Genomic DNA, 21,566 nt, shown 5'->3' with positions numbered 1-21,566 from the left:
TCGGGAGTCGTTTGGAGTTTCTGCACTGATGCAAGACGAGCACGTAGAAGTCTACTACCAGCAAGACACTGAAATCCGTCTCCTGGCGACGTTGCTGGAATGTCTCGACGACAAGACGGTTGTCGACGTCGGCGCTGAACATGGCAGCTTCACAGAGGCACTGCTCCGGGCAGGTGCCAGCACAGTCTACGCCTTTGAGCCGTACCCGATGAGTGTTGACCTACTGAAGGGGAAGTTCCACGATGAGCCGACGGTGCACGTCTTCGGCTTGGCGCTCGGCGCATCCAACGGGCAGGTCACTCTGCACGTAGTCGAGGACAAGTCCGGACACATCCCCGACGCCTACCACTCTCTCGTCGCTTTCAAGGAAACTCCAACCCTCCGGCCTGTCGGTGAGATCCTGGTCGAGTGCTGCACGCTCGACTCACTTGTTGTCGCAGGCAGCCTGCCGGCTCAGGTCGGCATCTTGAAGATCGACACCGAGCGGAGTGATTTCGCCGTCCTGCAAGGAATGGGGAGGCTGAGCAGCCTCGTAGTGATGGTGGAATTCTGGGAAGATTTACCAGAAACCGTTGGACCGGCTGCCTATCGAGTCTCAGAGGTAGCCACGTTTATGGCCGAACGCGGCTATTCGAACTTTGCAGTTATCAAGCGTTACGATCAGTTCGAGACGTTTCAGATTAACAGTGCTGAAACCCGCTCCGGCGACTGGGGAAACGTTCTTTTCATTCATGATAGTGCGTTCTCCCAACTATCACCAGTACTCTTCGAGATGGCATCAGCAGTTCACACTCGACTGCTTGACAAAGCTTCCTCCTTCGCGAACGAGGCTCAGAAGCGGGGAGACTTACTGGAAGAGATGCACCATATTGCCGAGGACCGTCGAGCGGTCATCGAGAATCTGCAACGAACACTTGACGAAGCGGACGGACAGAGGGCGACCATTCTACTGGAGGTGCTGACCGAGCAAGAGAAGGCTGTGGAAGCGTATCTCCGTGCAAGCCGTGATGATGGTCTTTGGAAGCAGGCCGCCCCGCAGCTTGGCGTGCTCTACCAGCACGATCCAGCACCGTTTCATGTCCCAGAGCACTATCTTGACATCATTCCCCTTGCTAATCCGCCTCGTATCTCGATCACTACCCCGTGCCTCAACGCCGCTAGATTTCTCCCATTTACCCTCGATAGTGTCCTCGACCAGCAGTATGCCAATCTGGAGTATGTCGTCCAAGACGGGGCCTCAACCGATGATACGCTCATTCTCATCGAACAGTACCGCAACCGCCTCGCCCACGTCGCCTCGGAAAAAGACTCCGGCATGGCGCAGGCGATCAATCGCGGCTTTGCTCATACCAGTGGTGAGATCATGGCATACCTCAACGCTGACGACCTCCTCCTGCCCGGCGCACTTCACTACGTTGCTGCCTACTTTGCCCGCCATCCCGAAGTCGATGTCATTTACGGCCATCGTGTTTTGATCAACGAGCACAATGCCGAGGTCGGGCGCTGGATCCTGCCGGCCCACGACAACGCAGTCCTGTCATGGGCCGACTATGTCCCTCAGGAAACCCTTTTCTGGCGCCGCTCGATCTGGGAGAAGTCTGGAGGTAACATGGATGAATCATTCCGCTTCGCCCTTGACTGGGACCTCTTGATCCGCTTCCGCGATGCAGGAGCTCGGATGGTCCGCCTGCCCCGCTTCCTGGGAGCCTTCCGCGTTCACGCGGCGCAGAAGACCTCCCTAGAACTGGAGCATCAAGGGGCTCATGAGATGGAATACATCCGCGAGCGTGAAGCTGGCCGCCCAGTCTCCCACAGCGAGATATGGCACTACCTGGGCAACTACATGCGACACCACAAGCTGTACCATAAACTCTACCGCCTCGGCGTCCTGCTCTACTGAGTAGGATAGGCTCCCGGATAGGGTATCGTTGCGCGAGAAGCAGCATAGGCCCATCGCCGGATTCATGACTGCGCCCCCCAGACGGGCATAGTCGGGCATAGTGAGGAATATGGAGCGTCAGACGATACACGGCGGGAGAAGCCCCCTGGTGGTGCGGGGCCTGCAGGCTGAGTGGGAGCGCGAGTCCCGCGCCCGGTTGGCAGTCGCTGAAGAAGAAGCCGAGCTATCCAAGGCGCAGGATGAAAGGGATTTCCTGCAAAGGGAGCTCTCGCGCCTAGAGAACGAGAACCAGCAGTTGCTGAGTTCACTGAAGGCCGCCCAAAAGGTGCTGGCGGGAGTGCGGGACAGCCGTGGATTTCAGCTGTTTCGTCTGGTTGGTTGCTGGGACGGGCTGGAGCAGGGCATTAATGCTCGGTTGGCAGCAGCCGAAGAACAGCGGGAGGTAGCCCAAATACGGGCCGAGGCAGCTCGCTTACAGAACGAGAATCAGCACTTACAGAACGAGAATCAGCACTTACAGAATGAGAATCAGCACTTACAGAACGAGAATCAGCAGTTGCTGACTTTGCTGAAGACGGCCAAGCAAGTTCTGGTTGGGCTGCGCGCCAGTCGTGGTTACCGGCTGTTCCGTCTCATGGGCCGCTGGGCTTCATTGGAGAGGGGCATTGACCAATTGGCGAAACCTTGGTCGCTACCCCAGGACCGTACATCTTACTACCCGAGAGTACAAGCGTCTGCCAGAACCCGTCGGTGATCCACAGGACAATTGCGTGGCAATACCAATCCTGCCTGGCGGCGCTGCATTTCCCGACCGCCGGAACCTGTCAATGGGTTTGAGACACGGGGCGTGGGCATTACTGATGCCCCACCTGACGCTCGTTCGATGAGTCGGAGGCGGGCTTCGCCGGGTTGATCCAGGCGGCGTCGGCAGTTGAGGCGGGCGTGGCGCCTGGCGGACGAAGCGCTCCGGGTGAGCCGCTTAGGCGGCCGCCAGCACCTGGGAGCGAGCGTCGTGGGCGGCCTGGGCCTGGCCGCAGTGGACGGTTTCAGGTACCAGCAAGCCGATGCTCGAGTGACGGTGCCCGGCGTTGTACCAGCGGAAGAAGTTCTGGCAGATGGCCCTGGCCTCCTCGATCAAGGCGAAACGGTCCGGGAAGCTGGGCCGGTACTTCAAGGTCTTGAACTGCGCCTCGGAGTAGGGGTTGTCGTTGGAGACGTGGGGTCGGGAGTGGCACTCGGTGACGCCGAGGTCGGCGAGCAGGAAGGCGACCGGCTTGGAGGTCATCGAGGAGTTGCGGTCGGCATGCAGGGTCAACTTGTCCAGGATGATGGCTGAGCGTGGTGGTCTGGTCCGGCGTGCCGTGCGTCTCGGGGGTCGCCAGCTTGAGGGCGTCGCCATGCTTGCGGCGTCGGCCACGCCCGGCGTACGGCCCCGGCTCACGAATGAAGCAGCGATTGGTCCGGAGGCGCACCAGCAGACCGATGGCTAGCCCCGCACGCACGAAGCTCACCCGGTCATAGCTGCTGTCGTAGGCAGCGACCGGCCGTCGCCCCCCTGATGGTCGCCGCACCAGGGCCGCGCGCAGTTCTCGAATCGCGACCGCCGTCGGCCCAGGGCCTCGTACATCCCCTGACGAAACGCACGTAGGGGTGAGGATGCAGTGGTCGGTTGCATGCCCATAGCTTCTCACTCTTACGTCCGCTTCGGCAGCACGTACCCCCGCGGCCTCCGTTTGTCCAATCTCAAGTCAGGATGACATGGGGAGTTGCGTGCTTGCTATGAGCGTGCGGCGCATGTCAGGCAGCATGCTTCCACGATCCACGATCCACGATCCACGATCCACGATCCACGATCCACGATCCACGATCCACGATCCACGATCCACGATCCACGCCCCGCTATACTCGCCGCATGGAGATTCGCGGCATCGACTTCCACGTTCACCCGTGTGACCCCCGCATCGCGCGGGCCTGGGCCGGCGACCCTGCTGACTACGAGCGCTTCTTCCGGGGCGCGGTCCCCGTCGAGAGCGACGACGAGATGGCGGTGCGTTTCCGGGGACTCGGGTTGCTGGGCGTGCTGCTCGGCGCGGACGCCGAGACGACCACGGGCATCGAGGCGTACCCGAACGACGACCTTGCCGGCATCTGTCGCGCGAACCCCGATCTGTTCGTCGGGTTTGCAGGCATCGACCCGTGGAAGGGCCGCGCGGCGATCGACGAGCTGGAGCGGTCCGTCAAGACGCTCGGGCTGCGCGGCGCGAAGTTCCACCCGGGCCGTCAGCACTTCCTGCCGGCCGATCCGCGCTTCGACGAGCTCTGGCAGACTGCCAGCGACCTCGGCGCGATCTGCCTCTTCCACACCGGGATGATGGCGGCCGGAGCTGGCACCCCGGGCGGGCGCGGCGAGGTGCTGGAGTACACCCGGCCGATCCACCTCGACGCGCTGGCGGCTCGCTTCCCGAAGCTCATCATCGTGGCGGCCCATCCAAGCTGGCCGTGGCACGAGGAGATGCTGGCCGTCGCCCGGCACAAGGCGAACGTCTACCTGGATCTCTCAGGCTACCTGCCACGCTACATGCCCGAGAGCTTCCTCAGGATGGCCACCAGCCTGCTGCAAGATCAGGTGCTCTTCGGGTCAGACTATCCGTTCATCCTGCCTGACCGCTGGCTGGCCGACTTCGAGTCGGTCCGCCTGCGCGACGAGGTCCGCGAGAAGATCCTGCTCGGGAACGCGAAGCGGCTGCTCGGGCTGGAGCCTTGAGGCTTCCTGGCGGCAACGGTCCGCCATGTGCGGCCCGTCCGCCTGCCGATCTCACGGAGCACGGGCAGGGGACAATCCCCACGGCTACGTCGTCCCTGCTCGTGGGCCGCCCTGCTGGCTCTCCGCGTCCGACGCGCCCTCGCCCGGCGCCTGCTGCGGCAGCGGGTGCTTGAAGATCGCCACGGAGCGCGGCGCAACTCGATACTGGCGCGGATCGAGGCGGCGCGATCTCCGGATGGGCCGGTCCGGCGCGTTCGTGTCGAGGACCAGTTGCCACGCGTTGCCGTGGTTGATGTTCGGGAGCGTAAACGGCGCGCTGCGGTCGCTGTTGTTGAAGATCAGCAGCAGCGAATCGCCGACGATCTGCTGCCCCTCGTCGTCGGTCACATCGGAGGCGTAGCCAGAGAGGTACATCCCGACGCAACGGGTCGATCCGTCCAGCCACTGCGCCTCGGACATCTCCTTGCCATTCGTCCCGAGCCAGAGGACATCTTTGAGATCTCCCCCACGGATCGGGCGGCCACGGAAGAAGTTGCGTCGGCGCAGCACAGCGTGCTCGCGGCGCAGGCGGATGACACGTCTGGTCCAGTCGAGCATCTGCTGCTGCTCGTCGGTCAGCGTCCAGGGCTGCCAGGATGTCTCGTTGTCCTGGCAGTAGACGTTGTTGTTGCCCCCTTGCGAGCGCGCGATCTCATCGCCGTGCAGGATCATCGGGACGCCCGAGGACACGAGCAGCGTCGTCATGAAGTTTCGCATCTGGCGGGCGCGCAGCTCGCGGATGTTCGGGTCATCTGTCTCGCCCTCTGCGCCGCAGTTCCACGAGAGGTTGTGGCTCTCGCCATCGCGGTTGTCCTCGCCGTTGGCGTGGTTGTGCTTCTCGTTGTAGGACACGAGATCGCGCATGGTGAAGCCGTCGTGGGCCGTCACGAAGTTGATGCTGGCGTACGGTCGGCGGCCCGTTCGCTCGTAAAGGTCGCTGCTCCCGGTCAGCCGGTAGCCAAGCTCCGCGATCATGCCGGGGTCGCCGCGCCAGAAACGCCGGACGGAGTCGCGATATTTGCCGTTCCACTCGGTCCACAGCACGGGGAAGTTGCCGACCTGATAGCCGCCCTCACCCACGTCCCACGGCTCGGCAATCAGCTTGACCTGTGAGAGCACCGGATCCTGGTGGATGATGTCGAAGAAGGCCGAGAGGCGGTCGACCTCGTGAAGCTCGCGGGCGAGCGTCGAGGCGAGGTCAAAGCGGAAGCCGTCGACGTGCATCTCCAGCACCCAGTAGCGCAGGCTGTCCATAATGAGCTGAATGGTGCGCGGGTGCTGCATGTTCAGCGTGTTGCCGGTGCCGGTGTAGTCCATGTAGTACCGCTGGTCGCCATGCACCAGGCGGTAGTAGGCAGCGTTGTCGATGCCCCGAAAGGAGAGCGTCGGACCGAGATGGCTGCCCTCCGCCGTGTGGTTGTAGACCACGTCGAGGATGACCTCGATGCCGGCGTTGTGGAGGGTCTTGACCATCGTCTTGAACTCGTTGACCTGCGCGCCGGCTGTGCGTGCCCGGCCGTACCGGGTGTCCGGCGCAAAGTAGGCAATCGAGTTGTAGCCCCAGTAGTTCCGCAGCCCACGGTCGAGCAGGTGCTTGTCGTGGACAAAGTGATGGACCGGCATCAGCTCGACGGCGGTCACGCCAAGCTGCTGAAGGTAGCGGATCACCCGGTGATCGGCCAGGGCGGCGTAGGTGCCCTTCGTGTCCTCTGGCAGATCGGGGTGGAGCCTGGTCAGGCCGCGCACGTGGGCTTCGTAGATGACCGTTTCGTGCCAGGGGGTCTTCGGCGGCCGGTCGTCGCCCCAGGAGAAGGCCGGCTCGATGACGACGCCCTTCGGCATGCCAAACGCGCTGTCGGCGTCGTCGCGCTCGAGGTCGGCGTCCGGCCGGCCGTCGAGTGGGTAGGAGAACATCGCCTCTGACCAGTCCACCGGGCCGGTGATGGCCTTGGCATACGGGTCGATCAGCAGCTTGTGGGGGTTGAAACGGTGGCCGTTGCGCGGATCCCACGGCCCGTGCACGCGGTAGCCGTAGACCTGGCCTGGGCGGGCGTCTGGCAGGTAGACGTGCCAGACGAGGTCCGTCTGCTCGGGCATCCGGATGCGGGCTGTCTCGGGGGCCTCGTAGGCCTGGTTGAACAGGCACAGCTCGACGTGCTCGGCGTGCTCGCTGAAGATCGCGAAGTTGACGCCGCTGCCGTCCCACGTCGCCCCGAGTGGATACGGCTGCCCCGGGAACATCCGAACCGTCATGTCAGTCATCACCCCTCAGCACGCAGCCGCACGACGCTGGCGGCGGCGCAATCGGGCCGGCTGCATGCACAGTCCGTGCCGCGACCGCTGCTTGACAGAAAGTAACGGCCACCTGACACCGGCGGCAGGATCCGGCGCCCGCCGTGTGGCGGCAGGCGCGGACTCGCACCCGTGTGCCGCGCGCCGCGTGTACTGCGGCAGAGCATGGCAGCATCTATTCCTCAGACGTGTGCGAGCGGACTTTGCGAGGGTCGAGGTCCGCTCGCTCACGCTCGTGGTACAGGTGCTGCCGAGTCTGGTCAGTAGCCCAGCCTCTTGTCTACCACGTTCATCAGCGGCTCGCCGCGCTTGAAGCGGCCCAGGTTCTCCTCGAAGATCGACCAGACCAGATCCATTGTCAGGCGGGAGAGGGCCGAGATGTGCGGCGTGATGATGCAGTTCGGCGCCTTCCAGAGCGGGTCATCAGACGAAAGCGGCTCCTCGTGGGTCACGTCGAGGCCGGCGGCGGCCACGTGGCCCGACTTCAACGCCTCGATCAGGGCCGGCTCGTCCACGATGTTCCCGCGCGACATCACCATCACGTAGGCGCCCGGCCGCAAGAGCGCAATCTGCTTCGGCCCGATCAGGCCCCGGGTCTGCGGGGTGATCGGCGCGGAGATCGCCAGCACGTCGATCTGCGAGCACATCTCGTCCAGGCGTGAGAGCGGCCAGACCTCGGCCACGCCGTTGCCCGGCTCGCCGGGGAAGGCGTCCACGGCCAGCACGTTCATCTCGAAGCCCTCGGCCCGCCGCGCGATGGCCCGCCCGATGTTGCCAAAGCCGACGATGCCCATCGTCAGGCCCTTGATGGCGGTCATGCCGGGCATCCAGCCGCGCCCCCAATGGGACTGCTCTTGCAGCTTCGCGAAGGCGGGCAGGGCGCGTGTGAACGAGAGGAGCATCGCGTAGAGGTGCTCGGCGATGGTGGCGGCGTGAGCGCTTCGCATGTTGGTGACGACCACGTCGTCGCGCCCCTGGAGCGTCGGCACGTTCCAGAGCCACTCGACGCCAGCGCTGCCAGCCTGAATCCAGCGGATCTGCTCGGCGGCGGCGAACTCCATCGCCGTGACGTGCCCCAGCATGCCGTCGGCGTCGCCGATCTGGTCGAGCAGGTGATCGCGGTCGTGGACGGCCACCAACTCGACTTCCGGGTGGCGCGCCTGGATCTCGGCGATGCGCTGGCTGTCTTCTTGCTGGGACGCGATGAGAATCTTGGTCACGAGTGTCCTGTCCCCCTCACTCCGTCGTGCCGGACCGCCCTGTGTGGCCGCTCGTGTGCAGCAGCGCAGGGCGCGGCATGTCTCGGGTCCGAGCGATCATAGCCCGGGCCGGGCAGTGAGATCAGCCACCGGGGGACAAGCCCCGCTCATCCCCTGGCCGCTTGCGCCTACTGAAACCCGAGCGAGCCGTCCGTGTTGACGGGGAACGGACGGTGCCAGCGGGCCGACGGGTACTTCTCGAAGGCGTCGAGATTCAGCTCGACGCCGAAGCCCGGGGCGGTTGGCACGTCGATGTAGCCATCCGTCACCTTGAGCGGCTCCACCAGCAGCTCGCGCCGCTTGCCCACGTCGTCCGGGCTGTACTCCAGAATCAGGAAGTTCGGCGTGGAGACGGCGAAGTGGACGTTCACCGCCGTGGCGACCGGCCCCATCGGGTTGTGCGGCGCGACGGTGACGTACTCGGCCTCGGCCAGCGCCGCGATCTTCTTCAGCTCCAGCAGGCCGCCAGCCACGCACACATCCGGCTGGATGATGTCCGCGCCACGCTTCCGCAGCAGCTCGCGGAACTGGAACTTGGTGTAGAGCATCTCGCCGGTGGCGATCGGGATCGGGCTGCGCGCCTTCACGTCGGCCATGGCGTCGATGTTCTCCGGCCGCAACGCCTCCTCGAAGAAGAACGGGCGGTACGGTTTCAACGCTTCGGCCATCTCCAGGGCGCGGACCGGCTCGAAGATGCGGGCGTGAGCGTCCACGCCGATCTCGACGTCCTCGCCAACGGCCTTGCGGACCGCTTCCAGCCGCTTCGCCGACTCGCGGACCACCGTGCTGTACGGCATGCTGGTCCAGTTCGGCGGCTGCGGCCCGATCTTCAGCGCCGAGTAGCCGTACCGCTCGATGAGGCGGACGGCGTCGGCAGCCAGCGCTTCGGGTGTCGCGCCGTGCGGCGACTGGTAGACCCGGATGCGGCCGCGGAACTGCCCGCCGAGCAGCCGCCAGACCGGCACGTTGAGCGACTTGCCCAGGATGTCCCAGAGCGCGTGCTCGATGCCGCTGAGCGCCGAGTTGAGGATCGAGCCGCCGGGGAACCGCGAGCCAGCGTACATCAGGTGCCACAGCGCCTCGATGTCGCGCGGGTCTTTCCCGATGAGCCAGGTCTCGAAGTCGGCGACGACAGCGGCGGTGGCATCGTCGGGGCCGCACGAGTACGCCTCGCCGATGCCGTGGATGCCCTCGTCCGTCTGGACGCGCACGAACAGGTAATTGCGCCGGTCAAGCCCGGCGATGAACGTCTCGACACTGGTGATCTTCACGAACAGCCCTCGGTTCGAAGTGTGTCAGGCGGCAGACATCTCGCTCGTCCATGCTGCCTCCACCATACCTGCGTGCTACGCTGCTCGCATAGCAACTGCGCTCTTGTACAGCGTCTCCGGCGCGATGTCTGCGCCGTTCGGCCAGGTAACCGTGCCGCCTTCCACGAAGAAGCGTCGGAAGTATGCAAGATCCTTGAGCGGCTCAAACATCGGACCATCGAGCCACGGCTCAGAATCGACAGTTGCCTGCACGTCATCATTGAAGGTCAGATGGATGGCATACCCGCCCTTGTGCTCGGCATTGGTCACCATCGGTAGACTGCTCATCGCGTCTCCTCATTCAAGCGGAGCGATCCGCTCAAGTGGTTCGTCAGAAGGCATGCGTGACCAGTTCGATTCGAGTTCATCTTGGGGGTGTAGCAGGACGATTGCATGTTCATTGGTGTCCCCGAAGGATCATGGAACGGGCGGTCGGGGACTGAAGTCCCCGCCTACACTCGTGCCGTCGGGAACGGCAGGCACTGGTGCGACTGGAGCGTCGCGCAGCGACTGCAGGATCGTAGGCGGGGCTTTCAAGCCCCGACGCGGCGGCACGACACACCCAACATGCAATCGCCCTGGGGGGTGTAGCCCATTCCTCGATCAATCGAAGGGCGTTTTGCGAGCGGATGGCGCCGGCCAGAATCTTCCCATCGAACGTGAACGTCGCGAGCTGGCTCTGATACTCGGCGTGGAAGTGACCTGCTCCGTGCTCGCGGTAGTACAATCGAATCAAGATGCCGAAGAAGGTCGAGATGACTGGCACGCCCGAACCTACGAGATCAAGCCGTCGTCAGTCGCCAACGGTCCGAGGTCTTCCTCCTGACACCTGACGACTCGACGATCAGCCCTTGATGCCCGACATCACGATGCCGCGCACGAAGAAGCGCTGCGCCGCGAAGAACAGCGCGATGCATGGGGCCGACGCGATGACTGCCGCCGCCATCAGCAAGTGTTCCTTCGGTTCGCCGGGATCGGCGGGCGCGGTCTGGAACAGCCGCAGGCCGAGCGACACCGTGAAGTTCGTCTCGCTGTTCAAGAAGATCAGCGGCTGGATGAACTCGTTCCAGTGCTGGAGGAACGAGAAGATCGCGACGGTCGTGAGCGCGGGGGCGCACAACGGCACCAGGATCTGCCACAGGATGCGGAACGAGTTGGCGCCATCCATCTCAGCAGCCTCATCGAGATCGCGCGGGATGCTCATGAAGAACTGCCGCAAGAGGAAGATGTACAGCGGCGAGCCGCCAAACCAGCTTGGCACGATCAATGGCTTGAGCGTGTCGAGCCACCCGAGCCACTTGTAGAGCAGGAAGCTCGGGATGATCGTCACCTCCCAGGGGACGATCAGGGTGGCGATGACCAGCATGAACAGGGTGTTTCTGAACGGGAACTGGAATCGCGCGAACCCGTACGCCACCATGCACGCTGAGAGCACCTGCCCGGACACTGCCAGGACGGTCACGATCAGCGAGTTGGTGTAGAAGTCCAGGAACGGGACCTTGGTCCAGGCGCGTGCGTAGTTGTCGAAGCGCAACTGCGCGGGCACGAACACTGGCGGAAACGTCGCGATCTCGGCTGGCGTCTTCAACGACGACGCGACTGTCCAGTAGAACGGGCCAACGAAGAACAACGTCAGGACGATCGCAACGGCGTAGAACACGAGTCGCGAACGCGTCCGCGCCGCGGAGGTTGAGCCGGCGCGAACATCTACCGTGCGTGGGAGCGACGCCGTCTGATCAGCCATGGTCTTTTTCCTCAGATCGGTCGTCGCCCGCGTAGAAGACCCAACGCTTCTGCATCGTGAACTGCACCACGGTGAGCGCCAGGACGATCACCAGGAAGATCCAGGCCAACGCCGAGGCGTAGCCCATCAGGTTGAACTGGAACGCGCTGATGTAGAGGTGGTAGACGTAGAAGTACGTGGCGTAGGCGGGGCCGCCCTGGGTGCCGATGTAGGCCACCGAGAAGACCGACAGCGCGCCGATCACCGAGATCACGAGGTTGAAGAAGATCGTCGGCGAGATCATCGGAACGGTCACGTTCCAGAAGCGCTGCCAGGCGTTCGCCCCGTCGATGTGGGACGCCTCGTACAGCTCCTGGGGGACGCCCTGGAGCCCGGCCAGGAAGACGATCATGCGGCTGCCGCCAGCCGTGTTCCAGAGGGACAGGATCACCAGCGATGGGACCGCCCAGGTGGTGCTCTGAACCCACGGCGGGCCAGGAACACCGATCAGGCTGAGCAGATAGTTCACCACGCCGATGGACGGCTGGAGCAGCCAGAGCCAGATCAGGACCGAGGCGATGACCGGTGTGATCGAGGGCAAGAAGAAGATCGTCCGGAAGATCGCCGTGCCGGTGAAGCCCTGGTTGAGCAGCATCGCCGCCAGCAGCGAGCAGATGATGCCCAGCGGCACCACCATCAACGCGTAGCGGCCGGTGCGGCCGAGCGAGGCCCAGAACTGAGCATCCTGCGTGAACGCACGGGAGTAGTTCTCGAGCCCGATGAACGAGGGTGCGCTGAGGATGTTGTAGCTGGTGAAGCTGAGGTAGAACGACGTGATCAGCGGATACGCCGTGAAAATCAAGAAGCCGAGCAGAAACGGCGAAATGTACAGGTAGCCCTGAATCGCCTTGCGTCGTGCGAGCGGAGAAGACCCTCGCCGCGCTGGTGGCGCGGCGAGGGTGGCTGAGCTGGTACTCACAGCTGTTCGTCCAGTCTGTTGGCGGTCACGGCTACTTGTCGTAGGTCAGGCGATCGGCTGATCGATCACTGCCTGGCACGTCTTCGTGAGCTCGTCGAAGAACGCGTCGTCCGGCTTTCGCTCGCCCAACCAGAGCGGCATCAGCGTCTGGTGCAACGCCTGGGCATGCTCCTCCTCGCGGAGGTTAGCCGGGAAGCGCGGCGCCGTCGCCATCTTCACCAGATCGATGAAGATCGGGTGAAGATGGTTCGCCATGATGCGCGGGTCGTTGAACACGCTGATCTGGGCCCCGGTGGTCCCCGACGCCGTGCCACCAGTCCCGCCACCGAGCCGCACGCCGAACTCGGTGCTGGTCATGAACTTGGCCAGCTCCCAGGCCGCGTCGGGAGCCTTCGTGGTCGCCGAGATAATGATGTGGTCCACGATGGCCTGCGTGCCGACGATCCCGGCTGGCCCCGGAGGTGCGATGGCGTTCTTGACATCGAACTTGCCACCGGTCTTGGTGATGATGCTCTTGGTCGACGACGAGGCCATGACCTGAGAGACGCGCTGGGCGACCATCAGATCCTCGATGGCGCTCGCCGAGAAGTCGCGACCGGTCACCGCCACCTTGTCGGTGTGCATCAGGTCGTACATGAACCGAATGGCTTCCTTCGCCTTCGGATCGCTGAGGTTGGACTTCTTGCCGTCCTCGGAGTACAGGTCCGTACCCCACGAACGCAGGAACATCGTGACCGGCTGCGGCGTGTTGAGCGCGCCACCCGAGGTGATGTTCAACTGAAGGCCGAAGCGGCCGTCCTTGGTGGCCGCCTTCGCGGCCTTCTTCAGGTCGTCCCAGGTGGCGAACTGCTTCTCCGGCATGGTGACGCCGGCTTCCTGCATCTGCTGGACGTTGTAGTAGATGGCGGCCGGACCGGGGTGGATCTTGTACGGCACCGCCCAGATGCCGCCCTGGTACTTGCAGGCTTCGACGGCGCCCGGCCAGTACAGAGACATGTCGTACTTGTCCTTGGCGATCAAGTCGTCAAGCTGCAAGATGACCTTGTTCCGGGCGAATCGCGGGGTCACGCGCTGGATGCCCCACATCACGTCGCCGACCGTGCCGCCAGCCATCAGCGTCTGGATCTTGGTCGTGTACTCCTCGGTCGGGAACGACTCGACCTTCACCTCGATGCCGGTATCCTCGGTGAACTTCGGAAGCATCGCCTTCAGCGTGTCCTCTTCAGGACCGGTCCGGACGTGCAAACGGATGGTGCCGCCGATCTTCTTGGTCGCCGCCGGAGCCTGAGCAGCCGGCTTCGCCTCCGCGGGCTTCGCGGCCTCTGCCGGCTTGGCCGGGGCGGCCGTCGCAGCGGGCTGTGCGGCCGGTGCGGCCGGCTTGCTCTCTGCCGGCTTGGTTTCGGCGGGCTTCGTCTCGGCCGGCTTGCTGGCCGGCTGAGCGCCACCGCATGCCGCGAGGAGGGCTGTCGCGCTGAACATGCCGACCAGACTGGCGGCGCCGCGAAGCATCGCGCGGCGACTCATCGTCGAGGACATTGTACTTTTCTCCCTGCCGCTAACCGCGACGTCGGCGGCCCCACGAATTCTCTGGACGGAGGCTGCGTCCTCAAGAACGGCAGCAGCCGGCGTCCGATCGCGCGGTAGGAAGCGTAGCACAAGTTAATCGATATAACCACAGGGTTGCCCTGTGCCGTTCGTCGCATCGGCGCGCTGGCAACGGGCGTCGATCGGCCACGCGGCTGGCGGGCAGACTCCTGGCTCACCCGGTCCGAGCGGCGCGCCGAGCGGACTGCCGAGGGCGCGATGGCGTACCCTTCTTTGAAGACGCAGCGAGAGTGTCCCTCGCCGTTCAGGCAGCGCCGCAATGACGCGCCAGAGCGTTTGCCCACACCACCGGGAGGCATCGTACTGATGGCTGCCAGCCCGACACCAACGGCCCCGTTGACCCAGCGGCCGGCCTGGGCCGCCCTCAGGGCCCACGTTCAGCGCATCCACGACGTTCACCTGCGACGCCTGTTCGCCGACGATCCCGGCCGTGGTGAACGGATGACGGCCGAAGCGGCCGGTCTGTTCCTCGACTATTCGAAGAACCGGGTGACTGACGAGACGCTGGGGCTGCTGCTGCAACTGGCCGACGAGAGCGGCCTGCGTGAGCGCATCGACGCGATGTTCAGCGGCCAGAAGATCAACGCCACCGAGGGACGGGCCGTCCTGCACACGGCCCTGCGCGCCCCGCGCGGCAGCAGCATCGTCGTGGATGGCGAGAATGTCGTGCCGGCCGTCCACGCCGTGCTGGACCGCATGGCCGACTTCGCGGATCGGGTCCGGGGCGGCGCCTGGACCGGTTACACCGGCAAGAGCATCCGCGCCGTCGTCAACATCGGCATCGGTGGCTCCGATCTCGGGCCGGTCATGGCCTACGAGGCGCTGCGTCACTACGCCGAGCGCGACCTGACCTTCCGCTTCGTCTCGAACGTCGACCCGACCGACTTCGTCGAGGCCACCATCGACCTCGATCCGGCCGAGACGCTGTTCATCGTCTCCTCGAAGACGTTCACGACCCTGGAGACGATCACCAACGCGAAGGCAGCTCGCGCGTGGCTGCTGGCGACGCTCAAGGCCGACGCGGCCGTCGCGAAGCACTTCGTGGCCGTCTCCACCAACGCCGCCGAGGTCTCGAAGTTCGGCATCGACACGGCCAACATGTTCGAGTTCTGGGACTGGGTTGGCGGCCGCTACTCGATGGACTCGGCCATCGGCCTCTCGACGATGCTGGCGGTGGGGCCGGACGGCTTCCGTCGGATGCTGGCCGGCTTCCACACGATGGACGAGCATTATCGGACGGCTCCGTTCGCCCAGAACCTGCCGGTCCTGCTCGGCCTGCTGACCGTCTGGTACGTCGATTTCTTCGGCGCGGAGACGATCGCCGTGCTGCCCTACGACCAGTATCTCAAGCGGTTCCCGGCCTACCTCCAGCAATTGACGATGGAGAGCAACGGCAAGCGGGTCACGCTGGACGGGGTGGCGGTGGACTATCAGACCGGCCCGATCTTCTGGGGCGAGCCGGGCACGAACGGCCAGCACTCGTTCTACCAGTTGTTGCACCAGGGCACGAAGCTGATTCCGGCCGACTTCATCGCCTTCGCGCGGTCGCTCAACCCGCTGACCGCTGACGACGGCACGAAGCAGCACGATCTGCTGATCGCCAACTTCCTGGCCCAGACCGAGGCGTTGGCCTTCGGGAAGACCGCTGACGAGGCCCGGGCCGAGGGCATGGCCGAGTCGCTGGTCCCGCACCGGACGTTCCCCGGGAATCAGCCGACCAACTCGATCCTGGCCGAGCAGCTGACGCCGGAGATCCTCGGCGCGCTGATCGCCCTCTACGAGCACAGCGTGTATACGCAGGGCGTCATCTGGGGCATCAACTCGTTCGACCAGTGGGGGGTTGAGCTTGGGAAGGCGTTGGCGCTGAAGATTGTTGCCGAGCTTCAGGCAGCCGACGACGCCGGTCTGGTCCATGACAGCTCCACCAATGCGTTGATCCGGCGCTACCGGCGCCAGAGGTAGCCGCACGCTCAGGGGCTTGTCCGGCATCCCGAGTGGCGCGAGCTTGCACACCCGCCCGTCATCGTCGATCCGTCTACGGACTCCCAGCCTGACTCGGCGTACCGCTCAAGGGTCAGGCGGGCGGCTCATTCGTCCCGACGCCGAGCGGCTCGCACACGCTGCGCGCGGCCGGGGCCACGTCGGCGTAGGCCCGCCGGACGTACGCCCGGGCGTAGCGCAGCCGGTCCAGGTTCATCCCCAACTGCGACGCCTCGGCCTCGTAGAGCGCCAACAGCAGATCCTGCCGCCCGACCAGGTCGCCGCCGCGCGCCTGTGCCAGCTCGATGGCCCGCCGCAGCAGCCGCGCCAGGGGCGCATCGCCCAGGAGGCGCGCCGGCGGCAGCTGCCACGCGATCGGGTGCTCGACGGCGAGGCGCAGGTCGGCCACCGTCGCCCGACCAGCGTTGCCAAGCTGGATCGCGCGCCGCAGGAGCTGTGTCGCTTCGGGATCGACCATGCTCATCGTGAACCCACCCGCCTCTGCTCACAGCATAGATCAGGGTGAGGACCGGCGTCACCAGGGTTGTCGGCGCGTCTCGGTACCCGGCGGGCCGCTGAGGCCGCAAAGGTGGACCGGCTGGGGGCCGGACCGGCTACCCTCTCCCCGCGCCAACGTTGGCACAACTCGGTCAGAGCGACGGGGAGGAGCGAGGATGGCTCGTCAACCGAAGATCACCCGTGTCGAGGTGTTCCAGTACGCCTACGACGTGCAGGACATGGGCACCGACTACAATGGCTTCAACGGCGTCTGGGAAGCTGGAAGCACGGCCCACAACACCGGCTACGTCATCAAGATCGACACCGACGCCGGGGTCAGCGGCGAGTACGCCGGCGGCATGTCGTCCACCTACGCCCAGGTCGGGCGGGTGGCCGGCTACCTGATCGGCAAGAACGCCCTCGAGCGCGAGAAGATCTACAACGATCTGAAGCGGGCCATGCGGAAGGACGACCGCATGGGCATCGGGTCGATTGACATCGCGCTGTGGGACATCGCCGGCAAGCTCTACGACGCGCCGATCTCCGAGCTGCTGGGCGGGTTCCGCAAGACCCTGCCGGCCTACGCCTCCACCTACCACGGCGACGAGAACGGCGGCCTGACGACGCCCGAGCAGTTCGCCGAGTTCGCAGTGCAGTGCAAGGAGATGGGCTACCCGGCCTTCAAGATCCACGGCTGGGGCACCGGGCCGATCCAGCGAGAAGTCCAGACCGTCCTGGCGACCCGCAAGGCCGTGGGCGACGAGATGGATCTGATGATCGACCCGGCCTGCGAGTACAACACCTGGGGCGAGACCGTGAAGGTCGGGCTGGCCTGCGACGAGGCCCGCTTCTTCTGGCTGGAAGACCCGTACAAGGACGGCGGCATCTCGGCGTTCGGGCACCGCAAGCTGCGGCAGATCATCAAGACTCCGATCCTGATCGGCGAGCACATCCGGGGCCACGAGCTGCACGTCGACAACATCGTGGCGGACGGCACCGACTACGTCCGCGCCGACGCCGACTACGATGCTGGCATCACCGGCCTGATGAAGATCGCGCACTCGGCGGAGGGCTTCGGCCTGGACGTCGAGGTCCACGCCCCCGGGCCGCACCACCGGCACTGCATGGCGGCGATCCGCAACACCAACTACTACGAGCTCGGGCTGGTCCACCCGAAGCTGAAGCGGACCAAGCCGCCGATCTACGCCTGCGGCTACTCCGACGAGCTGGACGCCATCGACAAGAACGGCCACGTCTCGGTGCCGACCGGCCCGGGCCTTGGGGTGCAGCTCGACTGGGACTACATCAAGAAGCACCAGGTCGGGCACGCCGTCTACAGCTAGCGCCTGCTGCCTGGAGGATTTGCTGACCGAGGCGTCTCCCTGCGTGTCACAATAGACCGTCCACGCAGGGGTGACGCCAATCGACACGAAGCAGACGCCAGTCAGCGATGACGAGGCCACTGATCCCGAGTCGCCAATCCGCTACGGGTTGGCGGCTCGTTCAGCGTTGTTGCGGGGCGCAGACCAACTGGCCGGGCTGATCGCCCCGACCCTCGGGCCGGTGGCGCGGACCGTCGCCATCGCCCCGATCCTCGGCCAGGAGCCGCCGGAGATCCTCGATACCGCCGCCACTATCGCGCGGCGGACCATCGAGCTGGCCGATCCGTTCGAAAACGCCGGCGCGATGATGCTGCGCGATCTCGTGCTGCGTGTTGCCGACGAGGTTGGGGACGGCGGCGCGACGACGGCGGTGCTCACCCGTGCGCTCCTCCACGATGGCGCGCGCCTGCTGGCCGGCGGCGTCGAGCCAGTGGGGCTCTGCGCGGGCCTGCGCGATGGCCTGCGGACCGTGCTCGACGCGCTGGAGATGAGCGCCTGGAAGCTCGACCACCCGGACGAGATCGCGCGGGTGGCACGGCACACCCTGGACGACCCCGCGCTGGCCGAGATCGTCGGCGAGATCCTCGATACCGTCGGGCCGGACGGCATCGTCATGGTCGAGAACGCCCACGGCGCCGAGACCCTCCACCAGTACGTGGATGGCGTGCGCTGGGAGGGCGGGTACAGCTCGGCTCACCTGCTGCCGCCCGGCGAGACGACCGGCCGCCTCGTCGAGCCGCGCATCCTCCTCTGTGATTTCAACGTCGAGCGGCCCGAGCAGCTGCTGCCTGCGCTCGAGGCGTGCGTGGCAGCGGATGTGCCGCGGCTGGTCATCATCGCCCCGGACGTGCACCATGCCGTCGTGGCGATGCTGCTGGCGAACCGCGAGCGCGGCACGCTGGCCGGCGCGCTGGCGATCCAGGCGCCGAGCATCGGAGCGCAGCGCATCGGCATCCTCGACGATCTGGCGGCGGCGACGGGCGGGCGGTGCCTGCACCGCGAGCTGGGGGATCGCCTGGAGCGGGTGACGCTGGCCGATCTGGGGCAGGCGCGGCAGGTCTGGGCCACGCGGCAGGCGTTCGGCGTCATCGGGGGGCGGGGCGACCGCGCGGCGATCCGTAAGCGCGTCACCGACGTGCGCGGCGAGCTGACAGCCCACCGCGACGATCCGTACCTCAGGAGCAAGCTCCGAGAGCGCATCGCCAAGCTCACGGGAACTGGCGCGAGCATCCAGGTCGGCGGCCCGACGAAACGGGCGCAGGAGCTGTTGAAGCAGCGCGTCGAGGCGGCGGTGACCAGTTGTCGGGCAGCGCTGGAATCCGGGGTCGTGGCCGGCGGCGGCGGCGCGCTGCTGACGGCTGCCCGGGCGCTGGACGGGCAGCCGGGACGCGACGACTATGCGGCGGGCCTGCGGCTGCTGGCGCGGGCGCTGGCCGCGCCGGCCGAGGTCATCGCCCGGAACGCCGGCCTCGACGGCCGGGCCATCGTGGCGGGAGGCGGGCAGCGGCCTGAGCGGGCGGCCTACGACGTGCTGAGCGGGGCGTGGGTCGACGCGCGTGCGGCCGGGCTGGTCGATCCGCTCGGGGTGACGCGGACGGCCCTGGAAGCCGCCGTCAGCACGGCGGCGACCGCCCTGACCGCTGAGGTGGTCATTCGACGGAAAGACCCGCTGCGGCGGATACGGAGGGAGTGGCGTGGCCGCCTCTGACAGCGGGAGTGACCCGACGAACGCCCGTCCGTGGGAGCTGGTGACCGAGTGGTCCGGCGGAACCGTGCTGGCACTGGCGTCGGGCGTCGTGGGGGGCGGCCAGCGGATCTATGCCGCGACGCCGGCCGGCCTGCACGGCTCCGAGGACGGCGGCCAGACCTGGGCGTGGCTGTCGCTGGCCCCTGACACCATTGCCGACGCGCTGGCGTGCCTTCCGGCTGACGCTATGGGCACGTCGCTCCTGCTGGGGGCGGGAAGCGGCCTGCACCGTTCGACGGACGGCGGCCGGTCCTGGCGGCAGGTGCTGACGGGCAGCAAGGTGCAGGCTCTCGCCGTGACCGCCGATCCGTCGGCTGCCGACGTGACCGTGCTGGCCGGCACCGAGACAGACGGCCTCCTGCGCTCGGAGGACGGCGGCCTGAGCTGGATCGGCGCGAACGCCGGCCTGCTCGACCTGACCGTGTTGGCGGTCGCTCTCTCGCCCGCGTTCGGGCGGGATCGGACGGCGTTTGCCGGCACGATCAGCGGCCTGTTTCGCTCGCGGAACGGCGCGCGGGCGTGGCGGCTGGTCGAGTTGGGACCGGATGCACCAGCCGTGCAGGCCATCGGGGTCTCGCCAGCCTTCGAGGACGACGCGCTCGTGCTGGCCGGCACCGAGGCTGACGGGCTGTTCCGCTCCGACGATGGCGGCCAGACCTGGGACGCGGTAGACAGCTTTCCCGAGCCGTCCGTGACCAGCATCGCGTTTGGGACGGACGGACGGACGATCCTGGTCGGGACGGCGGCGGGCGTGGCGCGCTCGACGGACGGCGGCGCAACCTGGACGCTCGACGGCGCGGACCTCGGCCCGATCCTCGGCCTCGTGTCGACCACAGGTGGCGCAGCCGTGGCCGGTACGGTCGATCAGGGGGCGGTGCGTCTCGACTCGGGCGGTGGTCGCTGGACGCCTGCCAACGTCGGGCTGGCTGGCCGCGCGACGGTGGCCCTGGACGCCACGATGGCGTTCGGCGACGAGCCGCTGCTGGGCGTGGCGATGCTCGACGCTGGCGTCGTGGTCTCCCACGATGCCGGGCGAACCTGGAAGGGCGGCGCCGGCGGCCTGACGGCGCTGGCGGCCACGTCTCTGGCGTTCGTGCGGCGGGCCGGCGGACGTCCGGCCGTGCTGGCAACCTTCGAGGACGGGCTGTACTGGAGCGACCGGATCGAGGCCGGCTGGCAGCGCGTCGATCTGGCTGCCGTGGAGCTGCCGGCCGACGCCCGGCCGACCGCGCTGGCAGCCGTCGGCGACCTCAGCAGTGCGCCGACGACGCTGGTTGCGGCCGGCGTCGGCTGTCTGCTGCTCTCGGAGGACGCCGGCGAGCGCTGGAAGGCGCTCCCGCTGCCGTTCGCCGGGGCGGAGATCGTGTCGGTTGCGCCGTCGCCCGCGTTCGGTCAGGACGGCACGCTCTACGTCGGCGTCCGCGACTACCTGACCGAGGCCGACGGCTCGCGAGTCCTGGCCGGCGTCGATCTCTGGCGCTCGGCGAATCGGGGGCGGACCTGGGCGCGCTGGTGGCCGGGACCGCGGGCCGCCGTGATGCCCATCGCCGTGCCGGCGCCGGGCCACGGGCCGTACGCGGTGCTGGCCGGACGACCCGGGCACGTCGGCCGGCCGCTGTCGCAGAGCGCCGAGCGACGGCGCGGCGAGACGCGTCCGCTCTGGCAGGAGGCTCGCATCGGTGCGCCGTCGGAGACGGTCACGAGCCTCGCGCTGTCGCCGTCGGCGCGCCGCGACCGTCTGGTGCTGGCAGCCGCGACCGGCACGCCATACCTTTCGCGGGACGGCGGCGAGACGTTCGAGGCGTGGGACGCGGGCATCCGGACGCCGCTGGTGACGGGGTTGCGCGTGCTCGCGCTCCCGAGCGGGGAACTGGTGGCCTACGCGCTGGGCCTTGGCGGCACGCTCTGGCGTCGCCCGGTGGCCTGACAGAAGAGGCCCTCACCCCCCGGCCTCCGGAGGCCTGACTTCCCGACAGTTATTGCGAAGGCGGGTCCACCATCTGCGGAACCCGGAGGTTGAATGACCGAAGGGAGGCAGATGATGGACCCGCTAGGAGTATGGCAAGGATGGGGCCGCGAGGTGGCCCG

At 66.4% G+C, this 21,566-nt stretch carries 16 protein-coding genes and 1 pseudogene; 7 read left to right on the top strand and 10 right to left on the bottom strand.

Annotated features, from left to right (window positions below; all coding sequences use genetic code 11):
• Positions 1-28 precede the first annotated feature (28 nt).
• Positions 29-1,900 (top strand): FkbM family methyltransferase, encoded by a 1,872-nt coding sequence (locus IT306_12945; protein MCC7369328.1) that lies wholly within the window; start codon positions 29-31, stop codon positions 1,898-1,900.
• 148 nt (positions 1,901-2,048) lie between these two features.
• On the top strand, positions 2,049-2,654 hold the full coding sequence (locus IT306_12940; protein MCC7369327.1) for a hypothetical protein: 606 nt from the start codon (positions 2,049-2,051) through the stop codon (positions 2,652-2,654).
• 228 nt (positions 2,655-2,882) lie between these two features.
• On the opposite strand, the pseudogene IT306_12935 reads toward IT306_12940, so the two are convergent.
• A pseudogene (locus IT306_12935) lies at positions 2,883-3,221 on the bottom strand (transposase).
• A 591-nt stretch (positions 3,222-3,812) separates the two neighbouring features.
• Between IT306_12935 and IT306_12930 the strand changes: the two are divergent.
• A complete protein-coding gene (locus IT306_12930) occupies positions 3,813-4,664 on the top strand; it encodes an amidohydrolase (GenBank protein ID MCC7369326.1) in 852 nt (283 codons plus the stop codon).
• A gap of 84 nt (positions 4,665-4,748) precedes the next feature.
• Here the strand turns inward: IT306_12930 and glgX are convergent, their stop codons facing one another.
• From glgX to IT306_12890, 8 genes are all read right to left on the bottom strand, one after another.
• Positions 4,749-6,965, bottom strand: coding sequence for a glycogen debranching protein GlgX (glgX, locus tag IT306_12925; GenBank protein ID MCC7369325.1), 2,217 nt, complete (start codon positions 6,963-6,965; stop codon positions 4,749-4,751).
• A 290-nt stretch (positions 6,966-7,255) separates the two neighbouring features.
• Entirely contained in the window at positions 7,256-8,215 is a 960-nt protein-coding gene (locus IT306_12920; GenBank protein ID MCC7369324.1) for a D-2-hydroxyacid dehydrogenase, read from the bottom strand.
• A 167-nt stretch (positions 8,216-8,382) separates the two neighbouring features.
• On the bottom strand, positions 8,383-9,525 hold the full coding sequence (gene dgoD / locus IT306_12915) for a galactonate dehydratase (protein ID MCC7369323.1): 1,143 nt from the start codon (positions 9,523-9,525) through the stop codon (positions 8,383-8,385).
• Positions 9,526-9,600: 75 nt separating this feature from the next.
• Positions 9,601-9,852 (bottom strand): DUF2442 domain-containing protein, encoded by a 252-nt coding sequence (locus tag IT306_12910; GenBank protein ID MCC7369322.1) that lies wholly within the window; start codon positions 9,850-9,852, stop codon positions 9,601-9,603.
• Positions 9,853-9,961: 109 nt separating this feature from the next.
• Positions 9,962-10,330, bottom strand: coding sequence for a DUF4160 domain-containing protein (locus IT306_12905; GenBank protein ID MCC7369321.1), 369 nt, complete (start codon positions 10,328-10,330; stop codon positions 9,962-9,964).
• A gap of 78 nt (positions 10,331-10,408) precedes the next feature.
• Positions 10,409-11,308: a carbohydrate ABC transporter permease gene (locus IT306_12900; protein ID MCC7369320.1), complete on the bottom strand. Its 900-nt coding sequence runs from the start codon at positions 11,306-11,308 to the stop codon at positions 10,409-10,411.
• Complete coding sequence (locus IT306_12895; GenBank protein ID MCC7369319.1) at positions 11,301-12,266, bottom strand: sugar ABC transporter permease; 966 nt, start codon at positions 12,264-12,266, stop codon at positions 11,301-11,303. The genes IT306_12900 and IT306_12895 overlap by 8 nt, the downstream gene beginning before the upstream one ends.
• Before the next feature lie 45 nt (positions 12,267-12,311).
• The gene (locus IT306_12890; GenBank protein MCC7369318.1) at positions 12,312-13,775 is read right to left on the bottom strand and encodes a sugar ABC transporter substrate-binding protein; all 1,464 of its coding nucleotides are present in this window, start codon (positions 13,773-13,775) and stop codon (positions 12,312-12,314) included.
• A 402-nt stretch (positions 13,776-14,177) separates the two neighbouring features.
• Here IT306_12890 and pgi point away from each other — a divergent pair, with 402 nt between their 5' ends.
• Positions 14,178-15,833, top strand: a complete 1,656-nt coding sequence (gene pgi, locus IT306_12885) for a glucose-6-phosphate isomerase (protein MCC7369317.1) — start codon at positions 14,178-14,180, stop codon at positions 15,831-15,833.
• Between the two features lie 112 nt (positions 15,834-15,945).
• Here pgi and IT306_12880 read toward each other — a convergent pair whose 3' ends face one another.
• On the bottom strand, positions 15,946-16,335 hold the full coding sequence (locus tag IT306_12880; protein ID MCC7369316.1) for a hypothetical protein: 390 nt from the start codon (positions 16,333-16,335) through the stop codon (positions 15,946-15,948).
• 190 nt (positions 16,336-16,525) lie between these two features.
• On the opposite strand from IT306_12880, the gene IT306_12875 reads away from it, so the two are divergent.
• The 3 genes from IT306_12875 (at position 16,526) to IT306_12865 (ending at position 21,405) form a co-directional block, all read left to right on the top strand.
• On the top strand, positions 16,526-17,692 hold the full coding sequence (locus IT306_12875; protein MCC7369315.1) for a mandelate racemase: 1,167 nt from the start codon (positions 16,526-16,528) through the stop codon (positions 17,690-17,692).
• Positions 17,693-17,762: 70 nt separating this feature from the next.
• Positions 17,763-19,439, top strand: a complete 1,677-nt coding sequence (gene groEL / locus IT306_12870) for a chaperonin GroEL (protein MCC7369314.1) — start codon at positions 17,763-17,765, stop codon at positions 19,437-19,439.
• Positions 19,426-21,405 carry a hypothetical protein gene (locus tag IT306_12865; protein ID MCC7369313.1) on the top strand — a complete coding sequence of 660 codons (1,980 nt, stop codon included), beginning with the start codon at positions 19,426-19,428 and terminating at the stop codon, positions 21,403-21,405. Before groEL ends, IT306_12865 begins: the two co-directional genes overlap by 14 nt.
• The last annotated feature ends 161 nt before the right edge of the window (positions 21,406-21,566 follow it).

It is taken from the genome of Chloroflexota bacterium, from assembly GCA_020850535.1.
Taxonomy (GTDB): domain Bacteria; phylum Chloroflexota; class UBA6077; order UBA6077; family JACCZL01; genus JADZEM01.
This window is presented reverse-complemented; position numbering and strand designations above follow the sequence as displayed.

Bases quoted from the DNA above. Each gene is read 5' to 3' on its own strand.
- IT306_12880 (MCC7369316.1), bottom strand. From the start codon at position 16,335: ATGAGCATGGTCGATCCCGAAGCGACACAGCTCCTGCGGCGCGCGATC.
- IT306_12945 (MCC7369328.1), top strand. From the start codon at position 29: ATGCAAGACGAGCACGTAGAAGTCTACTACCAGCAAGACACTGAAATC.
- IT306_12875 (MCC7369315.1), top strand. From the start codon at position 16,526: ATGGCTCGTCAACCGAAGATCACCCGTGTCGAGGTGTTCCAGTACGCC.
- IT306_12900 (MCC7369320.1), bottom strand. From the start codon at position 11,308: ATGGCTGATCAGACGGCGTCGCTCCCACGCACGGTAGATGTTCGCGCC.
- glgX (MCC7369325.1), bottom strand. From the start codon at position 6,965: ATGACTGACATGACGGTTCGGATGTTCCCGGGGCAGCCGTATCCACTC.
- IT306_12930 (MCC7369326.1), top strand. From the start codon at position 3,813: ATGGAGATTCGCGGCATCGACTTCCACGTTCACCCGTGTGACCCCCGC.
- pgi (MCC7369317.1), top strand. From the start codon at position 14,178: ATGGCTGCCAGCCCGACACCAACGGCCCCGTTGACCCAGCGGCCGGCC.
- IT306_12890 (MCC7369318.1), bottom strand. From the start codon at position 13,775: ATGCTTCGCGGCGCCGCCAGTCTGGTCGGCATGTTCAGCGCGACAGCC.
- IT306_12910 (MCC7369322.1), bottom strand. From the start codon at position 9,852: ATGAGCAGTCTACCGATGGTGACCAATGCCGAGCACAAGGGCGGGTAT.